Genomic DNA, 13,863 nt, shown 5'->3' on the forward strand with positions numbered 1-13,863 from the left:
CAGTGGGAACAGCGCGAGCTGAAGACCCTGGACTAAGCGTAGCGAAAATCTTTTTTGCGACGAGCTTGCGCAGGAGCAAGGGAAGCGGCTGAAGACGTGCCCACGGAAAGCGTCCGCTCGGAGCGGAAATCAGCGGCATATCTACGTTTCTGTTCTTAAAGGACGGGGCATCTTCTTGCTCGGTTTTTCTTATTATCTAGTTCCGGACGCCAACCCCTCGAGTCGTTACAGAATGTCGGATAAAGGCAAAGTACGCCTTTACCGTCATTCTTCCAACGCTAGTCGAGGCCAACGGGCGTCCTCCACATTTCAAACTATCTTAAGAATTTCTTCATTTTTATCCTTCTAGAATGTTAAGAAATGGCGGGTACAATGAGTGAAGTAGCGAAACGGGAGGGTAAATAATGATACAAGTAAATCAAGTGAATCATACATTTCTAATAGGAAAAAAAGGAAAAGAGAAAAAAGTGCCGGTTTTAAAAGGTTTATCATTCGAAGTGGAAAAGGGAGAAATCGTGGCTATTGTAGGGAAAAGTGGCTCTGGCAAGTCGACTTTGCTACACACAATAGCGGGATTTATGAGTCCCGAACAAGGTTCAATTACAGTGAATGGGCAAGAAACAGCTAATTTAAATGAAACGGAAAGAGCGGCGTTTCGCTTAAACAATTTCGGCTTCATCTTTCAAAACTTTCAACTGATGCCTGGATTAACCGCTTTTGAAAATGTAGAGCTACCTTTGAAGCTAAAGGGTATATCCCCGAAGGAAAGAAAAGCAAGTGTCGGGCAAATGATGGACAAGGTAGGGCTAACAGAGGTTGGAGACCATTATCCAAATGAATTATCTGGAGGACAGCAGCAACGTGTAAGTATTGCACGTGCCCTAATTACTAACCCACCTATACTGTTTGCAGATGAGCCAACTGGAAGTCTAGATTCCGAAACCGAGCAGGATATTTTATTGTTAATACAAAAATTAAATCAAACACTAGGCGTAACATTTGTGATGATCACGCACGACGAGGAAGTAGCAAGCATTGCACATAGAACATTTAAAATGCGTGACGGGGAATTAGTGAAAGGAGACACTAAACATGTTATTTAAAGATCAAGTCGACTTTGTTCGACAACATATTAAGAAAAATAAGTTACGTGTATTTATGACAGTGCTTGCCGCAACAATGGGCTGTGCGTTTTTAATCGTGTTAGCTTCGATTGGATTTGGTATACAAGATACTATGCGCAACGAAATCCTCCAAGATCAAGCCATCACGGAAGTAGAAGTTTACCCGAATGAAAATGAAGAATTAAATCTGCAAGAAATCAAATCTGTACCATATGTGGGCGCAATCGTTCAAAGAACAAGCATGGAAGTTATGACAACCTTCCATTTAGAGGACCGTACGATACAAGGAAACTTGCAATTAACTGATATGAAAGAGGAAGAACAATCAAACCTTAAATTATCAGAAGGACGATTACCACAAAATGAATCGGAAATAGTAGTAGGGTACCACTTTGCACAGAATTTATGGACAGATGAAGACCGTGCAAAAATGGAAGAAGTTGTTGAAGAGGCAGATCTTCCAAAGGGTTATGAAAAGTCGGTTATCGGCGAAACAGTTTCATTGTCATTGCAATCATATGATTCAGATAATACTTTCCCAGAAAAATGGAATTTTACAGTTGTAGGTGTAATGGATAATCCAGCAAAAGACTGGATTGTAGATCAAAGCATTTTAATGGATAAATCATGGCTACCAGAATTAACAGGAGCTTATGAAGCAAATGTAGAAGAAATTCCGGAAAACTTTACTTACACAACTACTAAAATCTATACATCTAGTTTAGAGCATGTGAAATCAGTAACAAAAGACTTAAAGGATATGGGCTATAGCGTCTATTCTGTATCAGAGCAATTAGAGCAAATCGATGTATTCTTTATGGCATTTAAAATTGGATTAATCTTCGTTGGAACAATTGCAATTCTTATATCATCTATTGGTATTTTCAACACAATGACAATGGCAGTAACTGAAAGAACTCGTGAAATTGGCGTGATGAAAGCAATTGGAGCTAGCCCTAAACTAATTCAACGATTGTTCTTAATGGAAAGTGCATGGATTGGCATAATTGGTACTGTCCTTGCGGTCATCATTTCATATGCAGTGAGCTATCTTGCTAACTGGCTGCTACCAATGGTTGTTGGGGCTGCATTAGGGGAGGATGGACTTCAAGACTTATCTATTACATTTTCATTAATCCCTTGGCAGCTAGTAGTTTTAGCGTCTGCTATTAGTATCGGAGTAGCAATGATCTCCGGCTGGAGACCAGCACGCAAAGCAACTAAAATTGACGTGATTCAAGCATTACGTCAGGAATTATAAAAGAAAAGAGTAAGTAAGAAGTGTCTTAAGACATTTCTTACTTACTCTTTTTCAAGAGATAGGAAAGTAACGCACTAATCTGTTTCTAAGCGTTGCAGAAGGGCGACGGACAGACGAACGCCATAAGGTTACCGAAAAAAAGGATGCTGGTTGGTTGTGACGGATGTCACAACCAACCAGCATCTCTAAAAATTCACGGGGTAATAATATAGCGACAAGTTCTGTCCAAAGCACTTCGGAAACGCTAGAAACAGATTTTGTGCTTAGAGGACCGGGAATCTTTTTTGCTCAGTTTTTCCTATCCAGAAATCGTAAAATAAGCAATGAAAAGTACAAATACAACTATTGCATTTATTAAATTATATTTAGTTCTAGAAATCGTTTGATCGAATCTATCAGATTTCTTAATAAATACAATACCAAGATAGGTTATGAAAATCGCTAAAAACAATGAGAAAATGGGAGGCATCGCATAAACGCGAGCATCGATAAAGTGCACAATGATAATTGCGATCGCCATTGCTACACCATAAGCAACTTTTTTAATTGTTGGTTCTTTCATCATAGGATCCTCCAGCGACGTGGTATTTCAATCGTTATCAATTCAAATAATCCTTTAATTCATTCTCCAAAAACGGCTTTGCATTTAGCATCTGTTTAAATTGCTGATAACTGGTCATTTGTTCAGAAGTAGGTTTTTTGCCCGTCTTATAAGCACGTATCAATATGTTCTTTGGTGTGTTTTCCATATCGATAAACTCTACTAATTGTGCTTCGTATCCAACCATATTCAAAATCTCTGCTCGTATGGAATCCGTTGCTAAAGCTGCAAAGCGTTCTTTAATTAGTCCATGTTTCAACATAATATCTAAACCCGGTGCATTTAGCTGTGTATTTAATTCGTGTTGGCAGCAAGGTACGCTTAATATAACGCTCGCATCCCATTTAACAGCTCTTGCAAGTGCCATATCTGTTGCAACGTCGCAGGCATGAAGCGTGACAACCATATCCACAGCAGTTTCGTCATTATAGTCATTAATATCTCCAACTAAAAATTCTAGCTGATCGTATCCTAAATCATCTGCAATTTGTGCACATTCTTCAATGACTTCCTTTTTCAAATCAAGCCCAGTAACTCGGATATCAAGTCCTTTTTCGATTTTTAAATAATGATATAATGCGAATGTTAAATACGATTTACCTGATCCAAAATCGAGAATTCGAACGGTTTTATCCTTGGGGAGGTAGGCAAGTGTATCATCGATAAATTCGATAAAGCGATTAATTTGTTTAAACTTGTCATACTTTTGCTTTTTGACTTTTCCATCAGATGTCTGCACACCTAATCGTATAAGAAAAGGGTATGGTGTATGCTCATCCAACAAATAATTTTTTTTACGGTTATGGGAAAGGTCTACCGCTTTTGTGGCTGCTGATTTTTCTGATTTCCACATCACTTTGTTTTTCTTAGAAAGCTGAGCCTGTACTTTTTCTGCTTTGAAATCTATATGAAGCTGACGGAACTGTTCTAAGAGCTCATCTAATGTTTCTGTAAATGCATCTAAAGCAATATTTTCATGCTTCAATATTCGCTCGTACTGATATTCAAGCTGGATATGATACGTATTTTTTATCTCAATCGGTTTTAATTTTACTCGTTTCACTTCATTAGACTTTGCACGTGGTTGACTAATGGTTGCACTGACTAACTGCTTCGTTACAATTTGCTCAAGCAAGTATTCTTTCATTTCCTGAAATTCCATAATATCGCCTACTTTTTCGTAATATACTTGGAAATAGTGTATCACATCGACTTCATTTATTATAAGTAAGTGTTTTGCCAGTCAGTCCGAACAAAATAGTGAGCACAGGACAAAGCAAACAGAAAAAGGCGAACGGCAAGTAGTCAATCGTTGATATAGATAAAACATCTGTGATGAAAATCCCGCATACGCTCCAAGGTACCAGTGGATTTACTACTGTACCTGCATCCTCCATCACACGAGCCAGGTTTTTGTTTGCTAATCCGACTTTTTGAAAATGGGCTTGGAATGTTTCACCTGTTAATAAAATCGATAAATATTGCTCACCGATAAGCACATTTACCCCAATAGCAGTAAATGCTGTAGCTGAAATAACCTTCCCAACACTTGTTAGTAAACTTTCCACTTTTCGCAATAAACTTTGCACGATACCTAAGGTAAATAAAAGACCCCCCATGCTTAGAGCCAGTAAGACAAGTGAAATAGTGAACATCATACTAGACATTCCGCCTCTAGAAAGTAAGGAGTCAATCGCTGCTATACCTGTTTGAGATGTATAACCACTAAATAGGATGTTTAATACTTCACTTGCAGTAAAAAACTGATGGAAATATGCAACAGCTATTGCACTAGCAGACGTCAATGCAAGAGCTAAAATAGCTGGTACTTTTTTAAAAGAAAGCACAATAAGAAAAACTAAAGGCAGCAATGAGTACCAATGAATCATACCAGTTTGAAGTAGTCCATCTTTTAGTACATTTATCTGTTCTAGCTGCTGGATTTCCTTATTAGGTGAAAGTATTGCATAGCCAATTATCGCTATAAAAAAAGCGGGAATTGTAGTCCAGCCCATATTTCGGATATGCTCAAATAAATCAACTCGAACAATGGCAGATGCTAGATTCGTTGTATCTGATAATGGGGACATCTTATCTCCGAAAAAGGCACCTGATACAACAGCCCCCGCAGTTATAGCCAATGAAATATCCATAGCACTTGCTATACCGACAAATGCAACCCCTATAGTTGCGACGGTTGTTAATGAACTTCCAATAGATAACCCAATGACGCAAGTAACTAAAAAGACAATTGCAAAGAAAAAATGTGGAGAAATGAATTGAAATCCTATAAAAATAAGCGTTGGAATAGTTCCGCCAATCATCCAGCTACTTATTAAAATTCCTATAAAGAAAAAGATGAAAACTGCTCCGAGCCCTGTTTTAGCCCCTTCTATGAGTCCTACTTCCAATGAGCTGAATGACACCTTTTTTATGAGTCCATACATTATTAAAAGCAAAATAGCAAATAAAATGGGCATATGAGGTACAGCCTCAAATTCTATAATACAAACAGCCATTAAAGTAATGATTAATAAAATAAGAAACAATGCCTCTTTAAAAGGAGGCGTAATCGTAGATGAAATTCGAAACATTATATAACCTCCTAAATTAATTTTCACACTTTGTCGATTCAACGCTTTCAATCGTTAAAGTAATTAGGATTTTACCATGTTTCAACAGACTGTCAATTAGAAAATGAAATGTCTATTTCATCAGAATTTTATGATAAAATAGAATATATATAAACCTCAAAGGGGTGATTGGTTTGTTAAATGAAAAAACAGTTGGGGAAATTGTTAAAGAAGCAGCAAGAAAATTTCCAGACACAGAAGCGTATGTGTATCCGGAACTTGGTATTCGAAAAACATATAAAGAATTTGATGAAGAAACAGATGAGCTTGCAAAAGCCTTTATCGGTATGGGTATTCAAAAAGGAGAGCATGTGGCTATTTGGTCTGACAATAAGAGAGAGTGGTTACTTAGCCAATTCGCAACAGGAAAAATGGGTGCAGTTCTAGTAACAGTGAACACAAATTATCAAGAGAAAGAACTAGAATATCTATTGCAGCAATCTGATGCTACAACTCTTATATTATGTGAATCTTATAAAGGAACTTCCTATTTAGATATTGTACGTGCAATATGCCCGGAAATCATTCAGTCGGAAAAAGGCAATATTCACTCCGAAAAGTTTCCACATTTTAAGCGTGTTATTGTAATGAGTGAGAATGAGTATAAAGGCATGTATACATGGTCGGAGCTATTGGCACTTGCTGATGAGGTTGCGGACGAAACACTGGAATTCGCTTTAAATTCACTTCACAACGATGAGGTTATTAATATTCAATATACTTCTGGAACTACTGGCTTTCCTAAAGGCGTTATGCTATCTCATAAAAACATAGTAAATAACGGACAACTTGTGGGAGATTATATATATTTGACGGAAAAAGACCGTCTTTGTATTCCAGTGCCGTTTTTCCATTGTTTTGGGTGTGTAATGGGAACAATCGCATCCGTCACACATGGGACTACAATGGTCATTATCGAACAGTTCGATCCTGGAAAAGTACTTAAAATAGTACAGGATGAAAAATGTACTGCGTTGCACGGGGTACCGACAATGTTTATCGCAGAATTGAATCATCCTGACTTTAATCAGTTTAAATTGAATACGCTGCGAACAGGTATTATGGCAGGATCCATTTGTCCAATCGAAGTGATGAAAAAAGTGATGGATGACATGGGTGCAACCGAAATAACAATAGCTTATGGACAAACGGAAGCATCTCCAGTCATTACACAAACGAAGACAGATGATCCCATTGAAAAACGTGTGTCATCAGTTGGTCAGGCACACCCAGGAGTAGAGGTTAAAATTATCGACCCAGTAACTGGAGATGATACACCAGCAGGAGTTCCTGGAGAGCTTTGTACACGAGGTTATTTAGTGATGAAGGGCTATTATAAAAACGATCAAGCAACCAAGTCGGCAATCGACAACAATGGCTGGCTTCACACAGGTGATATTGCGGTGATGGATGAGGAAGGATATATCGATATAACAGGACGTATTAAAGATATGGTCATCCGTGGCGGAGAAAACATCTATCCAAAAGAAGTAGAGGAATTTTTATATCAGCACCCTAAGGTCCAGGACGTACAGGTAGTTGGAGTACCAGATCCAAAATACGGGGAAGAGCTTATGGCATGGGTTATCTTAAAAAATGGTCAGCAAATAACTTCTGATGAGTTAAAGGAATACTGCAAAGGGAAAATTTCATTTCATAAAATACCGAAGTATGTAGAATTTATTGAGGCATATCCGATGACAGCTTCAGGAAAAATCCAAAAATTCCTCCTTCGTGAAATGTCTAAGGAGAAGACCGAGGCATAATTCGAATTATTTCCTGGGAAATCGACAAGATTCATGTAACCAGAATAAGAAAACAAATCCAATAGGAGGAATAACTTTAAGTGAATGCAAATTTCATAATGCGATTCAAAGCGTTTATGCTTGATTACTTGCTTATATTTGCCTACTTGGTTGTGCTTGCTATCTTTAATATATTAATATTTCCATCTGTGCAGAGTTTATTTAGTGGCTCACTTGTAGTAGCACAAGTCACAGGATTTCTAATGGTGACTTTGCCGGTTTCACTATATTTTATTATAAGTGACTCAGTGATAGGGAGACAGTCCCTTGGAAAGAGATATATGGGGATTAAAGTAGTCAATGAACGGTATGAAGCTATTACGATACTCCATGCCATTTGTAGAACCATTCTGAAATTTCTTCCTTGGGAGCTTTCGCATTATCTAGTTTATCGTCTAGTTTACCTCGGAGATGCAGAAGTTCCATTAAATTACTATATCGTTGGTGGGATTATCTATACGCTTATGTTTGCATATATCCTAACAACGCTATTTACTAAAAGAAAAAAATCCCTTTATGATATTGTTGTCAGGACACAAGTTATAAAGGCCGAATCTTAGAAAAGATGAGAGCATCCGTTTTTCAAATCGATGCTCTTAACATTTATTGATATACTGATAATATGGGAATTATTGAATGGAGGTTCTACCTTGTATTTGGATCATATCGTTCATAGTGTAACGAAAAAACCAATAGAAGTAACTGAGGATTGGACTAATAAAGGTATCCATGCAGTAGTGGGTGGTCAACATACTCAGTGGGGAACATATAACGCACTTCTCTATACAAAAACTAGCTATATTGAATGGCTTGCAGCAGAATATGAAGAAATTGCAAAAAATGCTAATCATCCTTTAATAAATCTTATGCTCCATGACTTGAATACGAGTGGATCAGGGTTCAATACAATTTGCATTCGCACTACGACTATAGATAATCTTTGTAATCAGCTAGAGGAGCGGGGTATAAAAACATCGGGAGTTCTACATGCTGAAAGGAAGACGACTAGTGGATTAGTACGTAAGTGGAAAATGCTATTTTTACAAGAAGAAATTAGTAACGATTTACCTTTTCCGTTCTTTATAGAATGGGAGGAGAGCGATGATACCAGATACCATTTGCTTCAAGAGGATGGAACAATCGATAAAAGCAATTTAGAGTTAACTATTACTGCTTGTGAGTTTCAAGTTCGAAATCCGAGGGAAGTAATGAATAAATGGAAAAGGTATTTTCAACTGATCGAGCAGGATGAACAAACATTACTGTTGGAAAATACTCGATTAATATTTAAACAAAGTACAAATGAAGATAAAGAGCGACTTGTAAGCATTAATATAGAGGGTGCTAATCTACAGGAAGAAATCATTTACGAACAAGCAATCTATCGGTTTCTTTAAAAGGAGAAAATAAATGGATGAATTAATAGAAAAGGCAATACTCGTTGCCGTTAAACTACAAAAAGATGAACATTTTGAATATGAATTGGAAGAACTGCACAATTTAGCAGAGGCACTAGATGTGGAGGTAGTTGGGGAAGTAACGCAAAATCTTGAACGAGTTACCTCTTCCCATTACGTTGGCACAGGTAAGGTAGAAGAAATTAAGAACTTTTATGAAGAAACAGGTGCTAATCTTGTAATATTCAATGATGAGCTATCTCCATCACAAATAAGAAATCTAGAACGCGACTTAGATTGCAAAGTTATCGATCGTACAATGCTAATCCTAGATATCTTTGCTCGTCGTGCAAAATCGAATGAGGCACAAATGCAAGTTGATTTGGCGCAACTTCAATATATGCTTCCACGTCTTGTGGGACTCCGAGCATCTCTTGGTCGACAAGGAGGAGGAACTGGCGGCGGATTCAAAAACCGTGGCGCCGGGGAAACAAAACTAGAGCTTGATAGACGTAAAATCGAAGACCAAATTGCTAAGCTTAAAAGAGACCTTGAACATGCAAAAGATCAACGAGAAACACAACGGAAGCAACGTAAGAAAAACGCAATTCCTGTGGTGTCCTTAGTAGGTTATACGAATGCTGGTAAGTCGACAATTATGAACCAATTACTCAACAAAGTTGGGCAAACGGAATCGAAGCAAGTATTTGAAAAGGACATGCTTTTTGCCACTCTAGAAACTTCCGTAAGGCAGATTAAACTTCCGGACCAAAAAGAATTCTTACTAACCGACACAGTAGGATTTGTTAGTAAGCTTCCTCATCACTTAGTGAAAGCTTTTCGCTCCACATTGGAAGAGGCTCGTGATGCGGATTTACTTCTACATGTAGTAGACGTCTCGAATGATGAACATCGCTTTATGATGGACATTACGAATGATACACTGCATGCTGTCGGTGTGGAGGATGTACCAACAATTTATGTATACAATAAATCGGATTTAGCTGATATGAAATACCCACATATTGCTGGAGATAATATTTGGATTTCTGCGAAAGAGGGAGCAGGACTGGATGAATTATTAGAGATTATTAAAAAGCATATTTTTTCTAATTATGTCCGCTGCTCACTACTGATCCCGTTTGATCGTGGGGATATTGTATCTTACCTAAACGAGCATGCATCAGTTTCCTCTACCTCGTATGAAGAAGAGGGTACTGTCGTACAGGTAGAATTGAAAAAGTCAGATTATGATCGCTTTCAAGAATTTTTATTTGTTCAATAGATAGAATCACTAGAATGTAGCAAAGAATCGCTAGAATGCCGCAGAGAATCGCTAGAATGTAAAAAAGAATCACTAGAATGCAGAAGAGATTCAGTGGGTATAAATAAAAAAGTTGTCTCGCCAGTGGTTTCCAACTGGGGGACAACTTTTTATTTCACATTAAACCTCTTGAAACTGTATATTATGCAGTCTAGCAAATATACCATCCTGTGCTACTAAATCACTGTAGGTTCCATCCTCCGCAATCCCGTCTTCTGTTACGACAAGTACACGGTCTGCATCACGAATAGTTGCCAGTCTATGTGCAATAATAAGTGTAGTACGATTTTCAGCAAGCTCCATTAAAGACTTCTGAATGAATCGTTCTGTTTCTGTATCAAGAGCAGATGTAGCCTCATCCAAAATTAGAATTGGTGGGTTTTTCAGGAACATACGCGCTATCGCTAGACGTTGTTTCTGTCCACCTGATAACTTAAGTCCTCGTTCCCCGATTTGTGTATCATAGCCTTCTGGAAGAGAAGCGATCATATCCTCTAAATGTGCCTTTTTGGCAGCATCACGAATTTCTGCTTCACTAGCATCTTTTTTACCGTAAGCGATATTTTCACGAATGGACCCTGTAAACAAGAACACGTCTTGTTGTACAATCCCAATCTGTGAACGTAATGATTTCATTGTAATATCTTGAATGTTCAATCCGTCAACAGAGATGACACCCTCTTGAACATCGTAAAATCTTGGGATTAGTGAACAAATAGTAGTTTTTCCTGCGCCAGATGGACCTACAAAAGCGATGGTTTCTCCTGCTTTAATAGACAAATTAATATTATCTAATACAGGTTTATGTTCATCGTATCGGAAACCAACCTGTTCAAAAGTTATATCCCCTTTTAAATGCTGAACAGTAAGTGCATTAGGTTTGTCCTGAATTTCAGGATCCTGTTCAACTAGCTCTAAGAAACGTTTGAACCCAGCCATTCCTTTTGGATACAGCTCAAGTAGTGCAGTAATTTTATCCACAGGTTTGATCAACACATTGACATATAACACAAAGCTTACAAGCTCTCCGTATTTAAGAACGCCCTTGTACGTAAACCAAGCTCCTACAACAAGCACGACCAATGTAACAAGCCGAGTTAACATATAGATACTGGAATGTGTACCGGCCATCACTTTATAGGCAACCAACTTAGCTAAACGGAATTGACCATTATCTTCTTTAAAACGAGCTATTTCAAAATTTTCATTTGTAAAAGATTGAACGACACGAACACCAGAAACACTGTCTTCTACTCGTGCATTTACATCGGCAATTTTCCCGTACATGTTTTTCCAAGCTTTATTCATCATAATGTTACCATACGTTGCTACGACGGATAAGACTGGCACCATGACGATAGCGATAATCGCAAGTTCAGGATTTATATTGTACATAATCGTAAATGCCCCGATTACTGTCATAAATGCGATGAACAAATCCTCAGGACCGTGATGGGCAAGTTCACCAATATCAAAAAGATCATTCGTGATACGACTCATAATATGACCTGTCTTAGTGTTGTCGAAGAATCGAAACGACTGACGCTGAACATGATTGAATAGCTGCTGTCTCATGTCAGTTTCGATATTAATCCCGAGCTTATGTCCAAAGTAACTCACAACATACTGTAGAAAAGTACTGAATATGTAGACTACTAATAGTAGAATACTAATTCGTGTAATCATGCCCCAATCACCAGTAGGCAACAATTCATCGATAAACCATTTAACTGCTAATGGATATACAAGCTCTAAAATTGCGACAAATACAGCACTGCTGAAGTCAATGATAAAAAGTCGCTTATGCGGTTTGTAATATGAGAAAAACTTCTTGAGCATTAAAATCGCTCCTTCCTTCTGTCATAACGACTATTATAACTAACAATTTCAAAAGTCGAAATAATTAAATTCGATAGAATAAATAAAAATTCCAATTTTCGTCAATTTACTTGAAGTAAATCATCTGAAATTGTTGATTTTACTCTTTTTTTAATAGTAATCTTCCTAATTTAAATATAAAAGGTTTTTTGACAATTGAAAAAGGGAAGTTTATAATAATTGTCTTGTTAGTTTAAGGTATTAGGTAACTCTTTATATGCTCTGACTATATTAAGTGGAGTTTATTCCTAATATTCTCAAAATTAGAAAAGAGGTAAAAAGAATGGCATCAAGAGAAGAGATTGTTAAATCTGTCCCTCAAAAAGGGTTTTTTGGTCATCCGAAAGGATTACTATCATTGTTTTTCACGGAATTTTGGGAGCGCTTTTCCTACTATGGAATGCGTGCCATATTAATTTACTACATGTATTACGAAGTGACGCAGGGTGGACTAGGTTTAGAGCGTTCAACTGCTAACTCAATTATGTCTGTCTATGGTTCACTGGTATACATGTCCGGGATTATTGGTGGTTGGATAGCCGACCGCCTATTCGGTACAACCAAAACCGTTTTCTACGGTGGAGTCCTAATCATGTTTGGTCATATTGTCTTGGCATTTCCTGGAGGAGTGACTACTCTATTTGTGTCAATGGCACTGATTATCATTGGGACAGGCTTGCTGAAACCAAACATTTCAAGCATTATCGGGGATCTATACTCGAAAGAAGATACTCGCCGTGATTCAGGATTTAGTATTTTCTACATGGGTATTAACATGGGGGCATTTATCGCACCTTTAATCGTTGGGACTATTGGTCTTGAATATAACTTCCATTTAGGATTCGGAATTGCCGCAATAGGTATGGCATTAGGATTAATCGTATTTTTGATCACGAAAAAGAAATATCTGGGATTAGCAGGTACATATGTGCCAAACCCAATGTCTAAAGAAGAACGTAAAAAAGTATTAACGAGAATTGGTATTGCTATAGTTATTATTCTGGTCGTTGGGTTTATATTGATCCAACAAGGTATTTTAACGATTGCTGGATTCATCATGACAGTCTCTATTCTAGGTATCGTTATTCCTACATTGTACTTTATCGTTATGTATAGAAGCAGTAAAACAACTGAGGATGAAAAGTCTCGATTACTTGCATACATTCCATTATTTGTTGCAGCTATGATGTTCTGGGCTATTCAAGAGCAAGGATCGAACATTTTAGCTCAATACGCAGATGAACGAGTAGATTTAATGATTGGATCATTTGAGATTTCACCTGCCTGGTTCCAATCACTAAATCCATTATTTATAATTACGCTTGCACCAGTGTTTGCTTGGATGTGGGTAAAATTAGGGGACAGACAACCATCTACACCTAAGAAATTCTCATTTGGTTTGTTCTTTGCGGGGATGTCCTTTATCGTCATGATCATTCCAGCCTACTTCAATGGAACAGACTCTCTAGTTAGTCCTTTCTGGCTTGTACTGAGCTTTTTCCTTGTAGTATTAGGTGAATTATTATTGTCACCAGTTGGATTATCTGCTACTACAAAGCTTGCACCAGGAGCATTTGCTGCTCAAACAATGAGTTTATGGTTCATGACGAACGCATCGGCGCAAGCTATCAATGCTCAAGTAGTTAAATTTTATACACCGGAAAACGAAATTATCTACTTCGGTGTTATTGGAGCAGTAGCTCTAATTATCGGTTTCTTACTCTACTTTATGACTCCATTGATCCAAAAATATATGCGTGGCGTTAAGTAGAATAAAATACCTATTAAAGGGAGTCTTTCTTCCTGTTATTACCTGTTATTATTATAAAAGTGAAACTAT

11 protein-coding genes are annotated in these 13,863 nt (G+C 37.6%); 7 read left to right on the plus strand and 4 right to left on the minus strand.

Going from position 1 to position 13,863, the window contains the following annotated elements:
* The first annotated feature begins 404 nt into the window (after positions 1 to 404).
* Complete coding sequence (locus tag MKY37_RS12635) at positions 405 to 1,103, plus strand: ABC transporter ATP-binding protein (RefSeq protein ID WP_340777599.1); 699 nt, start codon at positions 405 to 407, stop codon at positions 1,101 to 1,103.
* The gene (locus tag MKY37_RS12640; RefSeq protein WP_340777602.1) at positions 1,093 to 2,385 is read left to right on the plus strand and encodes an ABC transporter permease; all 1,293 of its coding nucleotides are present in this window, start codon (positions 1,093 to 1,095) and stop codon (positions 2,383 to 2,385) included. Before MKY37_RS12635 ends, MKY37_RS12640 begins: the two co-directional genes overlap by 11 nt.
* Before the next feature lie 298 nt (positions 2,386 to 2,683).
* Here the strand turns inward: MKY37_RS12640 and MKY37_RS12645 are convergent, their stop codons facing one another.
* Genes MKY37_RS12645 through nhaC form a run of 3 tightly spaced genes read right to left on the minus strand, consistent with a single transcriptional unit; the run spans position 2,684 to position 5,580 of the window.
* On the minus strand, positions 2,684 to 2,947 hold the full coding sequence (locus tag MKY37_RS12645) for a hypothetical protein (protein WP_340777604.1): 264 nt from the start codon (positions 2,945 to 2,947) through the stop codon (positions 2,684 to 2,686).
* Positions 2,948 to 2,984: 37 nt separating this feature from the next.
* A complete protein-coding gene (locus MKY37_RS12650) occupies positions 2,985 to 4,148 on the minus strand; it encodes a class I SAM-dependent methyltransferase (protein WP_340777606.1) in 1,164 nt (387 codons plus the stop codon).
* A gap of 52 nt (positions 4,149 to 4,200) precedes the next feature.
* Complete coding sequence (gene nhaC / locus MKY37_RS12655; RefSeq protein WP_340777607.1) at positions 4,201 to 5,580, minus strand: Na+/H+ antiporter NhaC; 1,380 nt, start codon at positions 5,578 to 5,580, stop codon at positions 4,201 to 4,203.
* 173 nt (positions 5,581 to 5,753) lie between these two features.
* Here nhaC and MKY37_RS12660 point away from each other — a divergent pair, with 173 nt between their 5' ends.
* The 4 genes from MKY37_RS12660 to hflX all read left to right on the plus strand — a co-directional run bounded on the left by MKY37_RS12660 (position 5,754) and on the right by hflX (position 10,106).
* A complete protein-coding gene (locus MKY37_RS12660; RefSeq protein ID WP_445323042.1) occupies positions 5,754 to 7,385 on the plus strand; it encodes an AMP-binding protein in 1,632 nt (543 codons plus the stop codon).
* A gap of 80 nt (positions 7,386 to 7,465) precedes the next feature.
* Entirely contained in the window at positions 7,466 to 7,984 is a 519-nt protein-coding gene (locus MKY37_RS12665) for an RDD family protein (RefSeq protein ID WP_340777609.1), read from the plus strand.
* A gap of 90 nt (positions 7,985 to 8,074) precedes the next feature.
* Entirely contained in the window at positions 8,075 to 8,821 is a 747-nt protein-coding gene (locus tag MKY37_RS12670; protein ID WP_340777612.1) for a VOC family protein, read from the plus strand.
* Between the two features lie 13 nt (positions 8,822 to 8,834).
* The gene (gene hflX, locus MKY37_RS12675) at positions 8,835 to 10,106 is read left to right on the plus strand and encodes a GTPase HflX (RefSeq protein ID WP_340777614.1); all 1,272 of its coding nucleotides are present in this window, start codon (positions 8,835 to 8,837) and stop codon (positions 10,104 to 10,106) included.
* Between the two features lie 159 nt (positions 10,107 to 10,265).
* On the opposite strand, the gene MKY37_RS12680 is transcribed toward hflX, so the two are convergent.
* Positions 10,266 to 11,984, minus strand: coding sequence for an ABC transporter ATP-binding protein (locus tag MKY37_RS12680; protein WP_340777615.1), 1,719 nt, complete (start codon positions 11,982 to 11,984; stop codon positions 10,266 to 10,268).
* Between the two features lie 322 nt (positions 11,985 to 12,306).
* Here MKY37_RS12680 and MKY37_RS12685 point away from each other — a divergent pair, with 322 nt between their 5' ends.
* Positions 12,307 to 13,794: a peptide MFS transporter gene (locus tag MKY37_RS12685; RefSeq protein ID WP_340777616.1), complete on the plus strand. Its 1,488-nt coding sequence runs from the start codon at positions 12,307 to 12,309 to the stop codon at positions 13,792 to 13,794.
* Positions 13,795 to 13,863 lie beyond the last annotated feature (69 nt).

It is taken from the genome of Psychrobacillus sp. FSL K6-2836, assembly GCF_038003085.1.
Classification (GTDB): Bacteria; Bacillota; Bacilli; order Bacillales_A; family Planococcaceae; genus Psychrobacillus.